At 71.6% G+C, this 18,463-nt stretch carries 20 protein-coding genes; 11 read left to right on the forward strand and 9 right to left on the reverse strand.

Annotated features, from left to right (window positions below; genetic code table 11):
- Window positions 1–34: 34 nt before the first annotated feature.
- Window positions 35–691, reverse strand: coding sequence for a leucine efflux protein LeuE (leuE, locus tag GGE06_RS21780; protein WP_116159225.1), 657 nt, complete (start codon window positions 689–691; stop codon window positions 35–37).
- Window positions 692–751: 60 nt separating this feature from the next.
- A complete protein-coding gene (locus GGE06_RS21785) occupies window positions 752–2,332 on the reverse strand; it encodes an acyl-CoA mutase large subunit family protein (RefSeq protein ID WP_116159226.1) in 1,581 nt (526 codons plus the stop codon).
- 232 nt (window positions 2,333–2,564) lie between these two features.
- Here GGE06_RS21785 and GGE06_RS21790 point away from each other — a divergent pair, with 232 nt between their 5' ends.
- Window positions 2,565–3,410, forward strand: a complete 846-nt coding sequence (locus GGE06_RS21790) for a L,D-transpeptidase family protein (RefSeq protein WP_376773571.1) — start codon at window positions 2,565–2,567, stop codon at window positions 3,408–3,410.
- A 151-nt stretch (window positions 3,411–3,561) separates the two neighbouring features.
- On the opposite strand, the gene GGE06_RS21795 is transcribed toward GGE06_RS21790, so the two are convergent.
- Both GGE06_RS21795 and GGE06_RS21800 read right to left on the reverse strand, forming a co-directional pair.
- The gene (locus GGE06_RS21795; protein WP_184931511.1) at window positions 3,562–4,767 is read right to left on the reverse strand and encodes a hypothetical protein; all 1,206 of its coding nucleotides are present in this window, start codon (window positions 4,765–4,767) and stop codon (window positions 3,562–3,564) included.
- Entirely contained in the window at window positions 4,767–5,444 is a 678-nt protein-coding gene (locus GGE06_RS21800) for an RNA polymerase sigma factor (RefSeq protein WP_116159229.1), read from the reverse strand. The genes GGE06_RS21795 and GGE06_RS21800 overlap by 1 nt, the downstream gene beginning before the upstream one ends.
- 429 nt (window positions 5,445–5,873) lie before the next feature.
- Between GGE06_RS21800 and GGE06_RS21805 the strand changes: the two genes are divergently transcribed.
- Window positions 5,874–6,611, forward strand: coding sequence for a Clp protease N-terminal domain-containing protein (locus tag GGE06_RS21805; protein WP_184931512.1), 738 nt, complete (start codon window positions 5,874–5,876; stop codon window positions 6,609–6,611).
- 216 nt (window positions 6,612–6,827) lie between these two features.
- On the opposite strand, the gene GGE06_RS21810 is transcribed toward GGE06_RS21805, so the two are convergent.
- The 3 genes from GGE06_RS21810 to GGE06_RS21820 all read right to left on the reverse strand — a co-directional run bounded on the left by GGE06_RS21810 (window position 6,828) and on the right by GGE06_RS21820 (window position 9,812).
- Window positions 6,828–7,397 carry a hypothetical protein gene (locus GGE06_RS21810; RefSeq protein WP_116159231.1) on the reverse strand — a complete coding sequence of 190 codons (570 nt, stop codon included), beginning with the start codon at window positions 7,395–7,397 and terminating at the stop codon, window positions 6,828–6,830.
- 66 nt (window positions 7,398–7,463) lie between these two features.
- Complete coding sequence (locus GGE06_RS21815) at window positions 7,464–8,105, reverse strand: DUF4328 domain-containing protein (protein WP_116159232.1); 642 nt, start codon at window positions 8,103–8,105, stop codon at window positions 7,464–7,466.
- 90 nt (window positions 8,106–8,195) lie between these two features.
- Complete coding sequence (locus GGE06_RS21820; RefSeq protein WP_184931513.1) at window positions 8,196–9,812, reverse strand: beta-N-acetylhexosaminidase; 1,617 nt, start codon at window positions 9,810–9,812, stop codon at window positions 8,196–8,198.
- Between the two features lie 160 nt (window positions 9,813–9,972).
- Here GGE06_RS21820 and GGE06_RS21825 point away from each other — a divergent pair, with 160 nt between their 5' ends.
- The 6 genes from GGE06_RS21825 to GGE06_RS21850 all read left to right on the forward strand — a co-directional run bounded on the left by GGE06_RS21825 (window position 9,973) and on the right by GGE06_RS21850 (window position 14,775).
- The gene (locus tag GGE06_RS21825) at window positions 9,973–10,572 is read left to right on the forward strand and encodes a 2-oxo-4-hydroxy-4-carboxy-5-ureidoimidazoline decarboxylase (RefSeq protein ID WP_376773579.1); all 600 of its coding nucleotides are present in this window, start codon (window positions 9,973–9,975) and stop codon (window positions 10,570–10,572) included.
- A gap of 192 nt (window positions 10,573–10,764) precedes the next feature.
- Window positions 10,765–11,145 (forward strand): succinate dehydrogenase, cytochrome b556 subunit, encoded by a 381-nt coding sequence (gene sdhC, locus GGE06_RS21830; protein WP_015035721.1) that lies wholly within the window; start codon window positions 10,765–10,767, stop codon window positions 11,143–11,145.
- 8 nt (window positions 11,146–11,153) lie between these two features.
- Complete coding sequence (locus tag GGE06_RS21835) at window positions 11,154–11,630, forward strand: succinate dehydrogenase hydrophobic membrane anchor subunit (protein WP_086830972.1); 477 nt, start codon at window positions 11,154–11,156, stop codon at window positions 11,628–11,630.
- A 25-nt stretch (window positions 11,631–11,655) separates the two neighbouring features.
- On the forward strand, window positions 11,656–13,410 hold the full coding sequence (gene sdhA / locus GGE06_RS21840; RefSeq protein WP_116159234.1) for a succinate dehydrogenase flavoprotein subunit: 1,755 nt from the start codon (window positions 11,656–11,658) through the stop codon (window positions 13,408–13,410).
- Window positions 13,410–14,168 carry a succinate dehydrogenase iron-sulfur subunit gene (locus GGE06_RS21845; RefSeq protein WP_041130880.1) on the forward strand — a complete coding sequence of 253 codons (759 nt, stop codon included), beginning with the start codon at window positions 13,410–13,412 and terminating at the stop codon, window positions 14,166–14,168. The genes sdhA and GGE06_RS21845 overlap by 1 nt, the downstream gene beginning before the upstream one ends.
- Window positions 14,169–14,271: 103 nt before the next feature.
- Window positions 14,272–14,775: a hypothetical protein gene (locus GGE06_RS21850; protein ID WP_116159235.1), complete on the forward strand. Its 504-nt coding sequence runs from the start codon at window positions 14,272–14,274 to the stop codon at window positions 14,773–14,775.
- Between the two features lie 28 nt (window positions 14,776–14,803).
- Here the strand turns inward: GGE06_RS21850 and GGE06_RS21855 are convergent, their stop codons facing one another.
- The gene (locus GGE06_RS21855) at window positions 14,804–15,349 is read right to left on the reverse strand and encodes a MarR family winged helix-turn-helix transcriptional regulator (protein ID WP_116159236.1); all 546 of its coding nucleotides are present in this window, start codon (window positions 15,347–15,349) and stop codon (window positions 14,804–14,806) included.
- An 86-nt stretch (window positions 15,350–15,435) separates the two neighbouring features.
- Between GGE06_RS21855 and GGE06_RS21860 the strand changes: the two genes are divergently transcribed.
- Complete coding sequence (locus GGE06_RS21860; protein ID WP_116159237.1) at window positions 15,436–16,677, forward strand: MFS transporter; 1,242 nt, start codon at window positions 15,436–15,438, stop codon at window positions 16,675–16,677.
- Here the strand turns inward: GGE06_RS21860 and GGE06_RS21865 are convergent.
- Window positions 16,652–17,455, reverse strand: coding sequence for an alpha/beta fold hydrolase (locus GGE06_RS21865; RefSeq protein WP_116159238.1), 804 nt, complete (start codon window positions 17,453–17,455; stop codon window positions 16,652–16,654). The two genes, GGE06_RS21860 and GGE06_RS21865, sit on opposite strands and share 26 nt — an antisense overlap.
- Before the next feature lie 125 nt (window positions 17,456–17,580).
- On the opposite strand from GGE06_RS21865, the gene GGE06_RS21870 reads away from it, so the two are divergent.
- Window positions 17,581–18,015 (forward strand): hypothetical protein, encoded by a 435-nt coding sequence (locus GGE06_RS21870; protein ID WP_116159239.1) that lies wholly within the window; start codon window positions 17,581–17,583, stop codon window positions 18,013–18,015.
- Between the two features lie 5 nt (window positions 18,016–18,020).
- Window positions 18,021–18,458 carry a thiol-disulfide oxidoreductase DCC family protein gene (locus tag GGE06_RS21875; protein WP_181924538.1) on the forward strand — a complete coding sequence of 146 codons (438 nt, stop codon included), beginning with the start codon at window positions 18,021–18,023 and terminating at the stop codon, window positions 18,456–18,458.
- Window positions 18,459–18,463: the final 5 nt, after the last annotated feature.

The following is an 18,463-nucleotide window of genomic DNA, read 5'->3' on the forward strand; positions in this document are numbered from 1 at the left end:
GCCTCACACGGTGTGAGGGTCAAGCCCTTCCGGGTCAGGCGGCGCTGCTGAGCGAGAGCTTCGCGGCGAAGCCGAGGAAGAGGGCGCCGGCGGCGGAGGTGGCTCCGGCCGAGAGGCGCTTGCGGCGGCGGAAGGCCTCGGCGAGCCGGGTGCCGCCGAATATCAGGGTCGTCAGGTAGAGGAAGCTGCCGAGCTGGAGCAGGGTGCCGAGGACCAGGAAGGAGAGTGCCGGGTAGGCGTAGGACGGGTCCACGAACTGCACGAAGAAGGAGATCAGGAAGAGGATCGCCTTCGGGTTGAAGAGGCTGATGATCAGCGCGCGGCGGTACGGGTGCTCGGACGGCCCGGCCTCCGGCTCGGCGTCCGGGGCGGCGGCGGTCTCGTGCCGGGTGTGCCACATGGCGAGGGCGGCCCGCAGCATGCCGATCGCCATCCAGGTCAGATAGCCGGCGCCCGCGTACTTCACGATCATGAAGAGGAGCGGGGTGGTCTGGAGCAGCGAGGCGGCGCCGAGGGCGGCGAGCGTCATCAGGACCGCGTCGCCGGTGAACACCCCGGCGGCGGCCTTGTATCCGGTCCGGGTGCCCTTGCGGGCGGCGACGGACAGCACGTACAGCGAGTTCGGCCCCGGCAGGAGGATGATGAGGACGAGCCCCGCGAGATAGGTCGGCAGATCGATGACACCCAGCATGAAGCGGAGTGTCGCACACCGGTACGACACTCCGCTTTAGGTTTCAACAGCTGGAATCGGTCAGAACGCGTCGGTCGGGACGTACGTGCCCCAGACCCCGCGCAGCGCGTCGCAGACCTCGCCGACCGTGGCCCGGGCCTTGAGGGCGGTCTTCATCGGGTAGAGGACGTTGTCCGTGCCCTCGGCGGCCTTCTTCAGCTCGGCGAGCGCCGCGTCCACGGCCGCCTGGTCGCGCTCGGACCGCAGCCGGGCGAGGCGCTCGGCCTGCTGGGCCTCGATCGCCGGGTCGACGCGGAGCGGCTCGTAGGGCTCCTCGACGTCGATCGTGTAGCGGTTGACGCCGACGACGACCCGCTCGCCGCTGTCGGTCTCCTGCGCGATCCGGTACGCCGAGCGCTCGATCTCGTTCTTCTGGAAGCCGCGCTCGATCGCGCTGACCGCGCCGCCCATCTCCTCGACCCGGCCCATCAGCTCCACGGCGGCGGCCTCGACGTCGTCCGTCATCTTCTCGACGACGTAACTGCCGGCGAACGGGTCGACGGTGGCGGTGACGTCCGTCTCGTACGCCAGGACCTGCTGGGTGCGCAGGGCGAGGCGGGCGGACTTGTCCGTCGGCAGGGCGATGGCCTCGTCGAAGGAGTTGGTGTGCAGCGACTGCGTGCCGCCGAGGACGGCCGCGAGGCCCTGGACGGCGACGCGCACCAGGTTGACCTCGGGCTGCTGGGCGGTGAGCTGCACGCCTGCGGTCTGGGTGTGGAAGCGGAGCATCAGCGACTTGGGGTTCTTCGCACCGAACTCCTCCTTCATCACCCGCGCCCAGATCCGGCGGGCCGCGCGGAACTTGGCGACCTCCTCCAGGATCGTCGTGCGGGCCACGAAGAAGAAGGACAGCCGGGGCGCGAAGTCGTCGACGTCCATGCCGGCGGCGACGGCCGTGCGGACGTACTCGATGCCGTCGGCGAGGGTGAACGCGATCTCCTGCGCGGGCGAGGCGCCGGCCTCGGCCATGTGGTAGCCGGAGATCGAGATCGTGTTCCACTTCGGGATCTCGGTCCTGCAGTATTTGAAGATGTCCGCGATCAGCCGCAGCGAGGGCTTCGGCGGGAAGATGTACGTGCCGCGGGCGATGTACTCCTTGAGCACGTCGTTCTGGATCGTGCCGGTCAGCTTGTCCGCCGGGACGCCCTGCTCCTCGCCGACGAGCTGGTAGAGCAGGAGGAGGAGCGCGCCGGGCGCGTTGATCGTCATCGACGTGGAGACCTTGTCGAGGGGGATCCCGTCGAACAGGACGCGCATGTCGTCGATCGAGTCGATGGCCACGCCGACCTTGCCGACCTCGCCGTGCGCGATCGGGGCGTCCGAGTCGTGGCCCATCTGGGTCGGCAGGTCGAAGGCGACCGAGAGGCCCATGGTGCCGTTGGCGATGAGCTGCTTGTAGCGGGCGTTGGACTCGACGGCGGTGCCGAAGCCGGCGTACTGCCGCATGGTCCAGGGCCGCCCGGTGTACATCGAGGGGTACACACCGCGGGTGAAGGGGTACGAGCCCGGCTCGCCCAGCTTCTCGGCGGGATCCCATCCGTCCAGGGCCTCCGGTCCGTAGACCGGCTCGATGGGCAGCCCCGACTCCGACTCGCGCGCCATGCGTTGTGCCTCCCGGTAGACCTGTGACTCAGCGGTAGCGACCCTCGCGACGGACTGTAGTGGCGGGGGTGCGGGCGATGGAGGGCAGCGCGCTGGGAGCTTCCTCACAAGACACCGCCCAGGTGCGCAACCGCACGCGCGCGGGAAGCATCCCTACGTACACACGACGCATCTCGGGGGGCAATGAATGAAGCGGTCTTCTTCCGTCATAAGCAGAGTCGTTCTGGCGGCAGTGGCGGTGGCACTCGCCGCGGGCTGCACGCCGGACGCGTCCGGCGCCGGTACGGGTACGGGCACGGGCACGGGCACAGCTCCCGCGCCGAGCTCGACCGCGCCCGGCACCGCTGCCACCCCTGACTCCACGCCGAGCTCCACGCCTTCCGCGTCCTCCACGGACGACAAGCCGCCGTCCCCGTCCGCCCCGCCCACCACCGGGACGCCCGCGTCGAAGCCCCTCATGGGCGAGGGCACCGAGACCGAGCAGGTGCGCGAGCTCCAGGCGCGGCTGCGGCAGCTCGACTTCTTCGACCGGGCCCCCACCGGCTTCTACGGGACGATGACGGCCGCCTCGGTCAGGAAGTTCCAGGCGCACCGGGGTCTGCCGAAGACGGGCTCGGTCGACAAGAAGACCTGGCAGACGCTGCTCTCCGTCACCCGGAAGCCGACCGCCGACGAGCTGAAGCCGTCGACGACGAACAAGCTCGACACCCCGGACCCGCGCTGCATGACCGGCCGGGTGATGTGCATCAGCAAGGAGAGCCGGACGCTCGCCTGGATGATCGACGGCCGGGTCGTCTCGTCGATGGACGTCCGCTTCGGCTCGGAGAACACGCCGACCCGCGAGGGCCTCTTCAAGGTCGAGTGGAAGGCGAAGGACTGGACGTCGACGATCTACCACACGCCCATGCCGTACGCGATGTTCTTCAGCCGCGGCCAGGCCGTGCACTACTCGGCGGACTTCGCGGCCCGCGGCTATGCGGGGGCCTCGCACGGCTGCGTGAACGTCCGGGACCGGACCAAGCTCTCGGCGCTCTTCGACCAGGTGAAGGTCGGCGACAAGGTCGTCGTCTACTGGTGAGGACCAGGAGGGGAAGGGGCGCGGGTGGGACCGGGGGAACGTGTCCCACCCGCGCCAGGTGCGCGGAGCCGTAGGTACGGGGGGAACCCCGGCTCTCTGCGCGGCCGATGACCAGTCGGCATTTCTTACTGCGTCGGCAGGTCCAGAAGTGTTACACCGCGAGCGGAAGACGTGTCCCGGCGGTGATTCCCAGGGGCAGCGCGGCCGTGAGCGAGGCCTGGAGGCGGGCGCCGGAAAGGGTGCCGGAGGCCTTGTTGCTGGAGGCCTGGTTCCCGGAGGCCTGATTCCCGGAGGCCTGATTCCCGGAAGACTGGTTCCCGGAGCCGCTCTGGTCGCCGCCCTCGGAGCCGCCGCCGGCCCCGCTGTTCGATCCGCCCTTGCGGCTGCCGTCGGCGTTGTCCTCGGGGTCGTCCTTGGAGTCGCCCTGGCCGTCGCCGCCCTTGGCGCCGTTCTGGCCCGTGCCCTCGGAGGTGCCGTCGCCGTCGCCGTTGCCGCCGCTGTTCGCGGAGTCGCCGGAGAGGATCCGGTCGCAGTAGCCGCGCAGGGTATCGCCGCCGCGCAGGGTCTTCTGGAGCTGCTGCCGGCCGGCGGCGTCGAGCTTGCCCGTCCGGTACTCCCGGCAGGCCTGGAGGGCCTTCTCACGGGTGCTCGTCGAGCCGGTGCCGCCGCTGGTGCCGCTTCCGTCCGACCGGCCCGGCTTCGGGGTGCCCGGACCGGCGGTGGCCGTGCCGCGGCCGTCCGGGACGCGGGGGGTCGGGGCGGTGGACCCGGAGTCGGCCGAGGGGGACGAGCCGGGCGTGGGGTCGCCGTCGCCCGGCCGCGTCGGGGGCGTCTCGGGGTCCTGGCGTATGCCGGGCTCCGTCGAGACGAGCGGGTCCGTCGTCTCCCCCGCCGTGACGGAGCTGGCGGGTGCGGGGCCGACCAGGGGCAGCACGCCCGTACCGGCGGCGACGGCGACGCCGCCGACCGTGACGGCGGCGACCGCGGCGGCGAGCCCGTACCGCACGGAACGTCCCCAGCGGCGCGCCGGGGCGGTGACGGGCGCGAGTCGTATCCGTCCCAGTTCGGCGCCGGCGGTACGGCCGGCGGGCGCGGTGGCGGAGACCGGCGCGGGGGCGGCGGACGCGGCCGCGGCGCGCTCGGCGGTGGCCTTGCGGAAGGCGGCGAGTGCCGCGGCCTCGCCCGGGAGTTCGGTGCGCGCGGCCGGCGGGAGGGCCGGGGCACGGGCCGTGCCGAGGGCCTCGGCGAGGCGCTGGGCCTCGGCGCGGGCACGGTCGTCGACGGCCTCGACCGGCTCACCGCGGAGCAGCCGCTCCGCGGCCTCCTGATCGAGCCACTGGTACCGCTCGTCGGCCATCACATGTCCTTCTGCGTACGCGGACGTGATTGCGTCACACCGCTCGGGGTCACGGACCCCGGTGCGCGGCCGCGTTGCGGAGGGACGCCGTCCAGGGGGACGACGGTTCCCGCTCCGTCGTCCTGTCCGTCGGCTCCGAGGAGTTCGGCGAGCTTCTTGAGCCCCCGGTGTGCGGCGGTGCGCACGGCGCCGGGGCGTTTGCCCAGGGTGTCGGCGGCGCTCTTGGCGTCGAGGCCGACGACGACGCGCAGGACGACGGCCTCGGCCTGGTCCTGCGGGAGCTGGGCGATCAGCTGCATGGTGTCGCCGGTGGCGAGGGCCTCCAGGGCCTCGCCGGCCGTGTCGGAGTCGGCGGGCTTGTCGGCGAGTTCGGTCTCGTCGGCGCCGACGGCGGGGCGGCGGCCGCGCATCCGGACGTGGTCGAGGGCGCGGTTGCGGGCGATGCGGGCCGCCCAGCCGCGGAACCGGTCCGCGTCGCCGTCGAAGCGGTCGAGGTCGCGGGCTATCTGGAGCCAGGCCTCGGAGGCGACGTCCTCGGCGTCGGTGTCGCCGACCAGTGTGCGTATGTAGCCGAGCAGCCGGGGTTGCACGGCGCGGTACACAGTACGGAAGGCGTCCTCGTCCCCGTTCTGCGCAGCGAGCACCGCGGCCGTCAGCTCCGCGTCGTCCCCCAGCACTCCCCAAACCCTGTTCGTCGGTGACGTGGCCGCGCCCCTGCGTCATCGCGGCTGGTCACCACCGCCACGCCGGCTCGCGCACCCTGCACGCTACGTCGTGTCGCGGCATCACGTCCACGCGGTCCGGGGTCTTTGTACAACTTGCAACCTCCGGGTGGGACAGGCGGGGTGCCCGACGGGTTCACCTAAGGGTGTGACAGAAACCGCAGCCCTGGCGCAGATAGGAGTACGGAGCCGTGCTGCGGCTCCGTGGATGACGACCGGGGCCTCTCCTGTGGGGGGTGGCGGCCCCGGTCGTCTCCCATTTCCGCCCTTTCCGCGCGCCTCTTCTCACCCTTTCCAGCGACCTTTCGCGTCCCGGGGACTCGTACGCCCTTCGAGTGTCAACGAGCGGTTGACAGCGGAGGGGTGTCAACCTAAGGTTGCCTCATGACGAATCCAGTCGGCATGAATGTCCCTGTCCGTCTCGACGAACTCATCGAAGCCATCAAGAAGGTCCACCCGGACTCTCTGGAACAGCTCTCCAGCGCCGTCATCGCGGCGGACCACCTCGGCGACGTCGCCGACCACCTCATCGGCCACTTCGTGGACCAGGCCCGGCGCTCCGGCGCCTCCTGGACCGACATCGGCCGCAGCATGGGCGTCACCCGCCAGGCGGCCCAGAAGCGCTTCGTGCCCAAGGAGCCGGACGCCGCCACGATGGACCCGAACGCCGGGTTCAGCCGCTTCACCCCGCGCGCCCGCAAGGTGGTCGTGGCCTCGCAGGAGGAGGCCCGGACGGCCGCCAACGACCAGGTCACGACCGGTCACCTCGTCCTCGGCCTGCTCGTCGAGCCCGAGTCGCTCGCCATGCGGTGGCTGACCGGGCACGGCGTGACGGAGGAGGCGGTGCGCAGCGCGGTGACCCCGACGCTGCCGCCGCAGGCCGAGAAGATCCCGGCGCTGATCCCGTTCGACGCGGACACGAAGAAGGTCCTGGAGCTGACGTTCCGCGAGGCCCTGCGCCTCGGCCACAACTACGTCGGCACCGAGCACATCCTGCTGGCCCTCCTGGAGCACGAGGACGGCCGGGGCGTGCTGAGCGGGCTCGGCCTGAGCAAGGCCACGGCGGAACGGGAGATCGCCGAGGCGATCGCCTCGGTCGCGATCGAGGAGCCGGGGGCCTAGCCCCCGGGACGCCGGGCGAGCGGTCGGCCCGGGCCGGCGGCCGGACGAGGACGGCGGTCAGCTTGGGCCGACGGTCGCACGAGGACGACGGTCGGCGTGGGTCGGCGGTCGACTTGGGCCGACGGCCGGACGAGGACGGCGATCAGCCCGGGCGAGCGGGCGGCCCGGGTCAGCGGTCGGCCCGGGTGAGCGGGCGGCCTGGGCGGGGGCGGTCGGTCAGGTGGTGCGGGCGCGGCGGGAGACGACCGCGCGGAGCACCCGTCCGCCCTCGACGGAGAGTTCACGTGCCCGGCGCAGTCCGGTCGGGCCGTGGGCGGCCGTTTCGAGGACGGCCTGCTGACGGCGGAGCTCTCCGGCGAGCAGCGGGCCCGCGCCGTCCGCGTCCCCGGCCCGGCAGCGCTCGACGAGCCCGTCGGGCACCTCCGCCGCGTCGTACCGCCCGTGCAGGGCGAGCGCCGCGACGGAGCAGTCTCCGGCCCAGGCGCGCAGGGCCTCGGCGGTCCAGGCCGCCGGGGCCTGCGCGAGCATGGCGCGTACGGCCTCGGCGCCCTCCGTACCGTCGGCGCCGTCGGGGTCGAGCTCGACACGGGCCTTGGCGACGGCCTCGCCCCAGGCGTCCCCGTCGCCGCGGGCGACGGCGGCCCAGACGGGGCGCAGGGCGTCGGCCCCGTCGGGGGCGAGCAGCGGCAGGCAGCGGTCGAGACAGGCGAGCCCGGCCGCGGCCAGCCCTCGCTCGTCGGCCCCGTCGATCAGTTCCAGCAGGCTCCGGCCGTTCACCGACGTCATGGACGCCTCCTCGCCACCCGATGCGGACGCAGTACTTCCACTACTGCGCCGGGGGGCGCTTTTTCGTCACTGCGCGGCCGGAATCATGCCAGTGGCCTTGGCGGTCTGCATAGAGGTCAGACGCCGCACGACGCGGATCGCGAGGACGGCGGCGACGATGTCGAGGCCGTAGCTCGCGAGGGACCAGAGGGTCGCCGTGTCGTAGGCCTCGGGGGTCTCGGCCCACTTGTACAGCTGCGAGGCGATCCGGTCCACGATCGTGTCGGCGACCCAGACCGCCCACCAGCTGTTGAGGAGCGTCATCTCCCCCTTGGCGTCCGCGGCGGACGGCTCCCACCGGCTGGCCCGCCAGATGTCGGCGGCGATCCCCTGCGGGATCCAGAGGTTGGCGACCGGGATGAACCAGCCACCGATGGCCCAGCCGGGCGTCCGGCCCTGCAGGTCGCGGGCCCAGACCTCGGCGTTCTTCCGGAGCCGGTGGAACCAGATGATGAAGACGACCGCGGTCGCGAACCACAGCGTGAACGCCATGCTGTAGGCCACGTACAGGTCGACACCGCCGATGACGGCCGGGTCGAAGTAGGTCCCGTTCTCGGCCGCCAGACCGCGCACGTCGATCAGGCCGAGCAGCACGTCGAAGACGATGTCGCCGGCGAGCAGGACGACGACGGCCTTCGCGAGGCCGTTCGGATTCTTGAGTGTGAGCACGTGGTTCCCCCCCAGGAACACGCGGCGACCCGGTGGCCGCCGCCGGGGGAACCTACGCGATCCGAACCGATCGCGTCCACGACAAGACTTTCAGCGCACCTTCGCCGCGAGCACCCGGAAATCGGCCCAGGTCAGCGTCGGTGGCGCCGGGTCCCAGACCTTCTGGGCGAGGGCCGCGAGGGGCAGGCGGATGCCGGCTGCCACCTGGTCCTGGGTCTGGGCCCGGGACAGGTCGCACCAGACCGCGAGCCGGCCGCCGAGGATCTGGGGGTCGTACCGCGCCGGCACGGGCGTGGAGCCGCGCAGCACGCGAGGGGTCCACTGCTCGTAGATGCGGCGGCCCGTGGGGTACGGGAAGCGGTTCGGCTCGCCCAGGATGTAGTAGAGGTAGTCGTCGTTGAGGTTGACCACCTTCCGGCCCTCGCTCAGGTACGAGACGGGCAGCCGCGCGCCGATCTCGCGGCCCGTCCAGTACTCGACCTCGATGTCCTTGGCCGGGGCCACCACCCCGCCGGTGAAGAAGCCGTCGTTCCACGCCTTGAGGGTCTTGCCGGTGGGCCGGACGACGGCCGCGCGGTCGTTGAGCCAGCCGGTGGCGAGGTCCTGGACGCGGCCCGAGGGCCCGTACTTCGCGACGGCGGCCCGCGCCAGCTTCGGGTAGCTCGCCTCGGGGTTCTTCGACATCAGGGCGACGTACTCGTCGGCGCCGAGGTGCCAGTACGCCCCGGGGAAGAGCCGGGTGTACTCGCCCAGCAGCTCGTCGACGATCTTCGCCGACTCCGGGTTCGAGATGTCGACGGTCCCGCGCGGGGTACGGCCGCTCGCGCTGACGAGCTGGAGCCCGGGGTGGGCGGCGATGACGGCGCCGAGGTGTCCCGGGGAGTCGATCTCGGGGATCACCGTGACGTGGCGGCCGGCCGCGAGGGCGAGGATCCGGCGGACCTCGGCCTTGGTGAGGTGCTGGGCGGAGACGACCTCGGGGTGGCTGTCGGACTCGATCCGGAAGCCCTGGTCGTCGGAGAAGTGCAGCCCGAGCTGGTTGAGCTTCAGGTCGCTCATCTCCCGGATGCGGTCCTCCAGCCAGGCGGCGGTGAAGTGCTTGCGGGCGATGTCGACCATCAGGCCGCGCTGCGGTTTCGCCGGCCGGTCGGTGACCGTGCCCTCGGGCATCGCGCCGGTGGCCTTCACCGACTGCTTGAGGGTGCGGGTGCCGTAGAAGACCCCGGCCTCGTCGGGTCCGGCGATCCGGACGCGGCCGCCGGTGACCGTCAGGGTGTACGACTCGGGGGCGCCCGTCCCGCCGAGGGCCAGTTCGACGTCTCCGGGTCCGGCCGCGACGGCCCCGCGGTACGGGACGCCGAGCTCCCCGGCGAGCAGCTGCCCCTCGTCGGCGAGGGCCCCGCTGCCGGCGGCTATGACGACCCCGCCCGTGGGCGCGGGCTTCCAGCCGGGGCCGCGGGCGGCCTCGTGGGCGCGGACGGCCGGGACCGTGCGCGGCGCGCTGGAGAGGGGGTAGCTCTTCGAGGGCGTGGGGGTGGGGGTGGGTGTCGGGCTCGGCGGCGGGGTGCTCGGGGGCGCGGCCGTGGTCGTCGGACCGGCCGGACCTGACGGAGAATCGTTCGAGCAGGCCGCCACGGTGGCCAGCGCCACCGCGGTCGCCAGGAGTGCGGAGGCCCGGTGAGGCCCCCGGAGGGAGTACCGCATCATTCGGAATCCTCCCGTACGGATGACGGTCCGACCAGTCGGCGGAGCGGAAGACGATCGTCCATCATGTGTTCCGAAACTCTCCCTTCCGGGTGAAAATCGCGCATCCGTCGGACACTTCCCTCATCCCGTCGATAACGTTGCGTCACACCCACCCCATTCCATCCGTCCCGGAGCACCGGAGCCCACGCTGACCAGCGACACCCATGCCCCCTGCCGGAAGCCGGGCTCCACGGACACGCCTGCCATACCCGCCCAGCAGACCCACTCCCGGCACACCGGCGGTCTGATCGCCTTCAACGCGGCCCCGCCCGCCGAGGCGGTGGCGCTGCTGCTCACCTGTTGCCACAGCGCGCGCTGGGCCGACCGGGTCGCGGCGCACCGCCCGTACCCGACCGTGGACGCCCTCCTCGCCGCCGCCGACGAGGCCGGGTACGACCTCTCCCGCGCCGATCTCGACGAGGCGCTGGCCGCCGAGTCCTCGGCGCTGCCGCATCCGGACGCCCCGTCGGCCGCCCGGACCGCGCTGCGGGCCGCCCACGCCGCGTACGAGAGCAGTTTCGGACACGCGTTCGTGATCAGCCTCGACGGAGTGCGTCCCGGGGAGCGTCTCGACCGGGTACTGGCCGGTATCCGGTCACGTCTCGGCAACGAAGCGGAGGAGGAGCGGGTGGTCGCCGCCGACGAACTCCGCCGCCTCGCCCGCGCCCGGCTGGCCTTCCGGCTGGCCGAGGGGCTCACCCCGCGACACTCCGGGCCGTGATTCCGTCCGGAATGCGGCGATTTCGGTCTGTGCGATAGTCCGTCCGTGCCTGTTTGATCACACCGATGGACCCCGCGCGAGCGAACCGGCGAGTCGTCGCTACGATGACCGGGGCCGGTGGACCGTACCCGGCCGGGTCAGACCGACAGAGAAGCCGGCCGACCCCGATCCCCGCTCCCGGAGGGTTTTTCCGTGCCGGCTGGAACGCTGTACCGCGGCCGGGAAGGAATGTGGTCCTGGGTGGCTCATCGAGTCACCGGCGTCCTCATCTTCTTCTTCCTGTTCGTACACGTGCTGGACACCGCTCTCGTCCGCGTCTCCCCCGAGGCGTACGACGAGGTCGTCGCGACCTACAAGACGCCGATCGTCGCTCTTCTGGAGTACGGCCTGGTCGCCGCCATCCTCTTCCACGCGCTCAACGGCCTCCGGGTCATCGCCGTGGACTTCTGGTCCAAGGGCCCGCGCTACCAGAAGCAGATGCTCTGGACCGTCGTGGGCATCTGGGTCGTGCTGATGGCGGGCTCGCTGTACCCCGTCCTCGGCCACGCCGCACGTGAACTGTTCGGGAGCTGACGCCACTCATGTCTGCTGACACCTCCACCGCGATCGGCCCCGTCGAGGGCGGCGCGCACTACGACGTGGACAACCCCGCGCCGTACATCGAGGCCCCCCGCAAGCGCACGGGCAAGACTCCGCGCGCGACCCGCGGCAACTTCGAGATGGCCGCGTGGCTCTTCATGCGCCTCTCCGGCGTGGTCCTCGTCGTCCTGGTCCTCGGCCACCTGCTGATCCAGCTCTTCCTGGACGGCGGCGTCACCAAGGTCGGCTTCGCCTTCGTGGCCGGCCGCTGGGCGTCCCCGTTCTGGCAGGTCTGGGACCTGCTGATGCTCTGGCTCGCCATGCTGCACGGCGCCAACGGCCTCCGTACGGTCATCAACGACTACGCGGAGCGGGCCAACACGCGCCTGTGGCTCAAGGGCCTGCTGTACACCGCCACGGTGTTCACCATCCTTCTGGGCACGCTGGTGATCTTCACCTTCGACCCGAACATCCGCTAGGCACGGGGCTGAGGTAATCCACGTCATGAAGATCCACAAGTACGACACCGTCATCGTCGGCGCCGGCGGCGCCGGCATGCGCGCGGCCATCGAGTCGACGAAGCGCAGCCGCACCGCCGTGCTGACGAAGCTGTACCCCACCCGCTCCCACACGGGCGCCGCGCAGGGCGGCATGGCCGCCGCGCTGGCGAACGTGGAGGAGGACAACTGGGAGTGGCACACCTTCGACACGGTCAAGGGCGGTGACTACCTGGTCGACCAGGACGCCGCCGAGATCCTGGCGAAGGAGGCCATCGACGCCGTCCTCGACCTGGAGAAGATGGGCCTGCCGTTCAACCGGACGCCCAACGGGACGATCGACCAGCGCCGCTTCGGCGGTCACTCCCGCAACCACGGCGAGGCCCCGGTCCGCCGGTCCTGCTACGCCGCGGACCGCACCGGCCACATGATCCTCCAGACGCTGTACCAGAACTGCGTCAAGGAGGGCGTGGAGTTCTTCAACGAGTTCTACGTCCTGGACCAGCTGATCACCGAGGTCGACGGGGTCAAGCACTCCGCAGGCGTCGTCGCCTACGAGCTGGCCACCGGCGAGATCCACATCTTCCAGGCGAAGGCCGTGATCTACGCCTCCGGCGGCACCGGCAAGTTCTTCAAGGTGACGTCGAACGCCCACACCCTGACCGGTGACGGCCAGGCCGCCTGCTACCGCCGCGGTCTGCCCCTGGAGGACATGGAGTTCTTCCAGTTCCACCCGACGGGCATCTGGCGCATGGGCATCCTGCTGACGGAGGGCGCCCGTGGTGAGGGCGGCATCCTCCGCAACAAGGACGGCGAGCGCTTCATGGAGAAGTACGCGCCGGTCATGAAGGACCTCGCGTCCCGTGACGTCGTCTCCCGCTCCATCTACACGGAGATCCGCGAGGGCCGCGGCTGCGGTCCCGAGGGCGACCACGTCTACCTGGACCTGACGCACCTCCCGCCGGAGCAGCTCGACGCCAAGCTCCCGGACATCACCGAGTTCGCCCGTACGTACCTCGGCATCGAGCCGTACACGGACCCGATTCCGATCCAGCCCACCGCGCACTACGCCATGGGCGGCATCCCGACGAACGTCGAGGGTGAGGTCCTCTCGGACAACACCACCGTCGTCCCGGGCCTGTACGCGGCCGGCGAGGTCGCCTGTGTCTCCGTGCACGGCGCCAACCGCCTCGGCACCAACTCGCTGCTCGACATCAACGTCTTCGGCAAGCGCTCCGGCATCGCCGCCGCCGAGTACTCCGCCAAGCACGACTTCGTCGAGCTGCCGGAGAACCCGGAGTCCATGGTCGTCGCGCAGATCGAGAAGCTGCGCAACTCCACGGGCAGCGAGCGGGTCGCCGACCTGCGTCGCGAGCTCCAGGAGACGATGGACGCCAACGTGATGGTGTTCCGTACGGAGCAGACCATCAAGACGGCCGTCGAGAAGATCGCCGAGCTGCGCGAGCGCTACGAGAACGTGTCCATCCAGGACAAGGGCAAGCGCTTCAACACCGACCTCCTGGAGGCCATCGAGCTGGGCAACCTGCTCGAACTGGCCGAGGTCATGGCCGTCTCGGCCCTGGCGCGCAAGGAGTCCCGCGGCGGTCACTACCGCGAGGACTACCCGAACCGCGACGACGTCAACTTCATGCGCCACACCATGGCGTACCGCGAGGTCGGCGAGGACGGCTCCGAGACCGTCCGTCTCGACTACAAGCCGGTCGTCCAGACCCGCTACCAGCCGATGGAGCGTAAGTACTGATGGCTACCCCCGTACTGGACAAGGTCGAGGCGGAGTCCGCCGCCTCCCCGTACATCACGGTCACGATGCGGATCCGCCGCTTCAACCCCGAGGTGTCGGACGCCGCGGTCTGGGAGGACTTCCAGATCGAGATCGACCCGAAGGAGCGCGTGCTCGACGCCCTTCACAAGATCAAGTGGGACGTCGACGGCACGCTGACGTTCCGTCGCTCCTGCGCGCACGGCATCTGCGGCTCGGACGCGATGCGGATCAACGGCAAGAACAGGCTCGCCTGCAAGACGCTGATCAAGGACATCAACCCCGAGAAGCCGATCACGGTCGAGGCCATCAAGGGCCTGACGGTGCTCAAGGACCTCGTGGTCGACATGGAGCCGTTCTTCCAGGCGTACCGGGACGTCATGCCGTTCCTGGTCACCAAGGGGAACGAGCCGACGCGCGAGCGCCTGCAGTCCGCCGAGGACCGCGAGCGCTTCGACGACACCACCAAGTGCATCCTGTGCGCCGCGTGCACGTCGTCCTGCCCGGTCTTCTGGAACGACGGCCAGTACTTCGGTCCGGCCGCGATCGTCAACGCGCACCGCTTCATCTTCGACTCGCGTGACGAGGCGGGCGAGCAGCGCCTGGAGATCCTGAACGACAAGGACGGCGTGTGGCGCTGCCGCACGACGTTCAACTGCACCGACGCGTGCCCGCGTGGCATCGAGGTCACGAAGGCCATCCAGGAAGTCAAGCGCGCGCTGATCACGCGTCGTTTCTGACAGCCTGTCCGGCCGGGGAGCCCGCTTCTGTACGCTGCGGCGTGCGGGAGCGGGCTTTCCCCCTTTCCGTAGGTCTCTCCACTGCACAGAGAATCGGGGACTGATGAGCGAGCCGAACCCTTACGCGAACGGTGAGTACAAGTGGGGGCCCGGTCAGCAGGGCGCGACGCCCGCGTACGGGTACCCGCAGGCTCCCCCGCCGTACCAGCCGACCCTGCCGGGCGGCGTGCCGGTGCCGCCGCAGTACGGGCCGGCGGGCGCGGGGATGCCGCTGCTCAGCCTCGGTGACATCGTCGTGGTCGGCGACCAGATCGTCACGCCGGCCGGGAACATGCCCCTCAAGGGCGCCGTGTGGAACGCGATGGACATGTCGCGGGTCGAGGAGAAGATGCCGACGGCCGCGATCGTCCTCGCCGTCGTCTTCTTCCTGTTCTGCTTCCTCGGCCTGCTGTTCCTGCTGATGAAGGAGAAGCAGACCACCGGCTTCGTCCAGGTCATGGTGACCAGCGGCGGCCGCCACCACGTGACGATGATCCCGGCGACGACCCCGGACACCTTCCACTGGGTGATGGGACAGCTGAACTACGCGCGGACGCTGAGCATCTGACGCCCGCGACGGCCCCGGGGCCCGGGGCTCAGGCGTGCCAGGACTGGGCGGGGCCGCCCGCCTCCGCCTCGACCATGATCCGGCGCAGCATGCCGTTGAGCAGGTCGCGCTCCTCGGGGGCGAGGACGCCGAGGAGCCGTTCCTCCTCGTGGCCGAGGACGTCCATCGCGCCGAGCCAGGTCTCGTGACCGGAGTCGGTGAGTTCGACGATCACGCGGCGGCGGTCGGTCGTGGACTGGGTGCGGCGGACGAAGCCGCGCTTCTCCAGGGCGTCCAGGCGGCCGGAGACGGAGGCCGGGGCCAGGTCGAGGTCCTGGGCGAGTTCGGAGGGTGCGGCGCTGCCGCCGCGCCCCGCGAGCTTGTGGAGGGTGTCGAACTCGTGGCGTTCCAGGTCGAAGTCGACGAGGGACTGCTCCCTGACCCGGCGCAGATGGACCGAGAGCTTCTTCATCCGGGTGACCGCGCCTTCGACGACGGGGTCGAGGCCGGGCAGGACGGGCTGCCAGCGGTCGACGTGGTCGTCGGTCCAGTCGCGCGGGGTGCGCGGTTCGCTCGGTTCCTCGGGGGACGCCATGGGGTGATCGTACGTCGGCGGCCGCGGCTTGCCCTCCGGAAGTATTTCGTTGACGAAACATTCGGTACCGAAATACTCTTCCGCCCATGGCCGCAGCCCCCACGCGCCCCGTCGCGCCGCCCTCCGCCCCCCACCCCCTGCGCACCCGCTCCTTCCGCCTGCTCTTCACCGGCCGGGCCCTCTCCCTCCTCGGTGACGCCGCCATCCCCGCGGCCCTCGCCCTCGCCGTCCTGGAGGCCACCGGCTCCACCTCGGCGCTCGCCCTCGTCCTCGCCTGCGCGATGGTCCCCAAGCTGCTCCTGCTCCCGGTGGGAGGCGTCGTCGGCGACCGCTTCGACGCCCGTACGGTCGCGCTCACCACGGACGTCGTACGCTGCGCCACCCAGCTCCTCGTCGGCGTCCAGCTGCTCGGCGGCACCCCCAGCCTCGCCGTCCTCGCGGTCGCCGAGGCCCTCGGCGGCGCCGCCGGGGCCTTCGCGATGCCGACCGGCTCGCCGCTGATCAAGGGCACGGTGACCGAGGAGTCCCTGCACCGGGCCAACGCGGCGATGGGCGTCGCGCAGAGCGCCACCCGCCTCGCGGGACCCGCGCTCGCCGGCACCCTGGTCCTGACCGTGGGCCCCGGCTGGGCGTTCGTCCTGGACTCGGCCACCTTCGCCGTCAGCGCCCTGCTCCTGACCGCCGTACGGGTGAAGCGCGTCGCGATCCCGCGCCGCTCGCTCCGCGCCGACCTCGCCGAGGGCTGGCAGGAGGTCCGCTCCCGGGACTGGTACTGGACCAGCCTCATCGGCCACAGCGCCTGGAACGGCGCCGCCGCCGTCCTGATGACCCTCGGACCCGCCATCGCCGTGAACCGGCTCGGCGGCGGCACCACCTGGGTCGTCCTCCTCCAGGTCGGCGCCGTCGGCTTCCTCCTCGGCGCACTGCTCGCCGACCGGGTCCGCCCCCGGCACCCGGTCCTCGTCGCGAACCTCGGCCTCGCCACGTACGCGCTGCCGCTCGCCCTGCTCGCCCTCGCCGCGCCCGCACCGGTGACGATCGCGGCGTACGGACTCGCGCAGGCGGGGCTCGGCTTCCTCTCCCCCGTCTGGGAGACCGCCGTCCAACGCGCGGTGCCCGCCCACGCCCTCGCCCGCGTCTCCTCGTACGACTGGCTGCTCTCCCTGGCCGCGATGCCCCTGGGCTACGCCCTCGCCCCCCTCGCCGCCTCGACCTGGGGCCCCCGGGTGCCGCTGCTCGTGGCCGCGGTGGTGGTGGGCGGGTGCTGCGCGGGGACGGCGCTGGTGCCGGGGGTGCGGCGGTTCACCGCGACGGCGCACCGGGGCTGAGTCCGGGCATCCGAAGCGCCTCCTCCGCCAGGAAGTCGACGAGCAGCCGGGCGGTCTCCTCCGGGCGCTCCAGGGCCGGGAGGTGACCCGCCCAGGCGAGGTCGACGTGGCGGGCGGCGGGCAGCAGGCGGGCGAGGTCGTCGGCGATCGCGCGGAAGTCGGGGAGGTCGTGGGCGCCGACGGCCACGAGGGCCGGGGCCTGGATCCGGGCGAGGTCGTCACGGGTCACCTCGGGCGTGACGGGGTGGTGCTCCTCGGGCGCGGCGAGCTGGAGGTCGAAGGCGCGGCGCTGCCCCTCGCGCACGAGGGCGCGGGCGGGTTCCGACGCTTCGGGGCCGAGCCAGGTGTCGACGTTCAGCTCGACGGCGGCGTCCAGGTCGCCCGCTTCGACGAGCGCGTCCTCGCGGGCTCCCCAGGCGCGCAGTTCGTCGCCGGGCTCCATGCCGGGGACGGCGGGGGCGAGCAGGGCGAGGGCCCGGACGCGTCCGGGGTGGAGGGCGGCGAGTTCGAGGGCGACCTGGCCGCCGAAGGAGGAGCCGACGACGGCGGCGCGTTCGGCGCCGAGGTGGTCGAGGAGCTCGCGCACGTCCTCGGCGTGGGTGTGCGGGGCGTCGATCGGGCTGTCGCCGAAGCCGCGGAGGTCGCAGCGGACGACCCGGTGTCCCGCTCCGGCCAGCGCGTGGAACTGCCCGTCCCACATCCGGCGGTCGCAGACCCCGGAGTGCAGCAGGAGGACGGTCGAGGGGCCGGTGCCGGCCAGGTCATGAGAGAGCGTCACCCGATCGACCCTAAGCGGCGGGACACGGTCCGGCCACCTCACCGCACCAGCGACTTGAACACGTTCAAGAGGAGGTCTACAGTCATGACCGCCAGCTTTTGAACGCGTTCAAGGGAGGGTGGGGCATGGACCTCACTGTCGTCGCGTACATCGTCTACCTGCTGATCAGCGTGGCCCTCACCATCTGGGTCGCCCGCACGCTCAGCCGCAACGGAAGGATCTTCCTCTCCGACGTCCTGCACGGGAACGAGAAGCTCGCGGACGCCGTCAACCACCTCCTCGTGGTCGGCTTCTACCTCGTGAACTTCGGCTTCGTCGCCCTCTACCTCAGCCAGGACGCCGCCGTCGTCGACGCCCGGGCGCTCTTCGAGGCCCTCTCCGTCAAGCTCGGAGTGGTCCTGCTCGTCCTCGGCGCGATGCACCTCGCGAACGTGTACGTGCTCAACAAGATCCGCCGCCGCGGGATCATGGAGCGCGAACAGGTCCCGCCGGTCGGCCCGCAGGGCTGGACCACGGCCCCCAAGGCCGGCCCCTGGGCCCCGCCCGCGCCGCAGGCCTGACCACCGTGTCGACCCCGACGCACCCCACGACCCCCGTGGGACGCCTGACCGTGCTGTACGACGCCGACTGCCCGCTCTGCGTGCACCTGAGGCACTGGCTGCTCCGGCAGCGGCAACTCGTCCCGCTCGACCTCGTACCGGCCGGCTCGCAGCAGGCACGCCTCCTCTTCCCGGCCCTCGACCACGCCGCCACCCTGCGGGAGATCACCGTGGTCGGGGACCGGGGCCAGGTCTACCGCGAGGCCTCCGCCTGGATCGTCTGCCTCTGGGCCCTGGCCGAGCACCGGCCCAAGGCCCACTGGCTGGCCACCCCCGCGGGACAGCCCTTCGCCCGCGTGACCGTCCTGGCGGCCGCGAAGTGGCGCGAGGCCCTCAAGGGACCGGGAGCGGACGACCGGTCCTGCGAGGACGGGCACTGCGAGGTGCCCGGTCCGCCCGGTTAGGCTCG

It is taken from the genome of Streptomyces nymphaeiformis, assembly GCF_014203895.1.
Lineage (GTDB): Bacteria > Actinomycetota > Actinomycetes > Streptomycetales > Streptomycetaceae > Streptomyces > Streptomyces nymphaeiformis.